This window comes from Psychrobacter sp. CAL346-MNA-CIBAN-0220 (assembly GCF_040309805.1).
GTDB lineage: Bacteria > Pseudomonadota > Gammaproteobacteria > Pseudomonadales > Moraxellaceae > Psychrobacter.
On the sequence record NZ_JBEOPF010000763.1, the window covers coordinates 1 to 234 of the forward strand.

Sequence of the window (234 nt, forward strand, 5' to 3'; positions counted from 1 at the left end):
AATTTATACTCTATTCGACCCACTCTCACGGAACCAAGCTCATGGCAAAGTTTAACTTATTTTCTGAAGAGTCGAATAAATCGCCCCTAGCACGGCTGTGGCGAAAATTTAAAACCAACCACCCTGCACGTGTTGGTTTATGGGTGTTTATTGCTTTTGCTTTACTGGCTGCCAGTGCGCCTTTTTTAGCCCCTTATGGGGTTAATCAGCAACATAGTGATGCCTTACTTATTC

1 pseudogene is annotated in these 234 nt (G+C 43.2%); it reads left to right on the forward strand.

From position 1 onward, the window contains the following. Positions 1-41: 41 nt before the first annotated feature. Positions 42-234 (forward strand): annotated as a pseudogene (locus AAEY88_RS15590) (hypothetical protein); the annotation flags it as partial.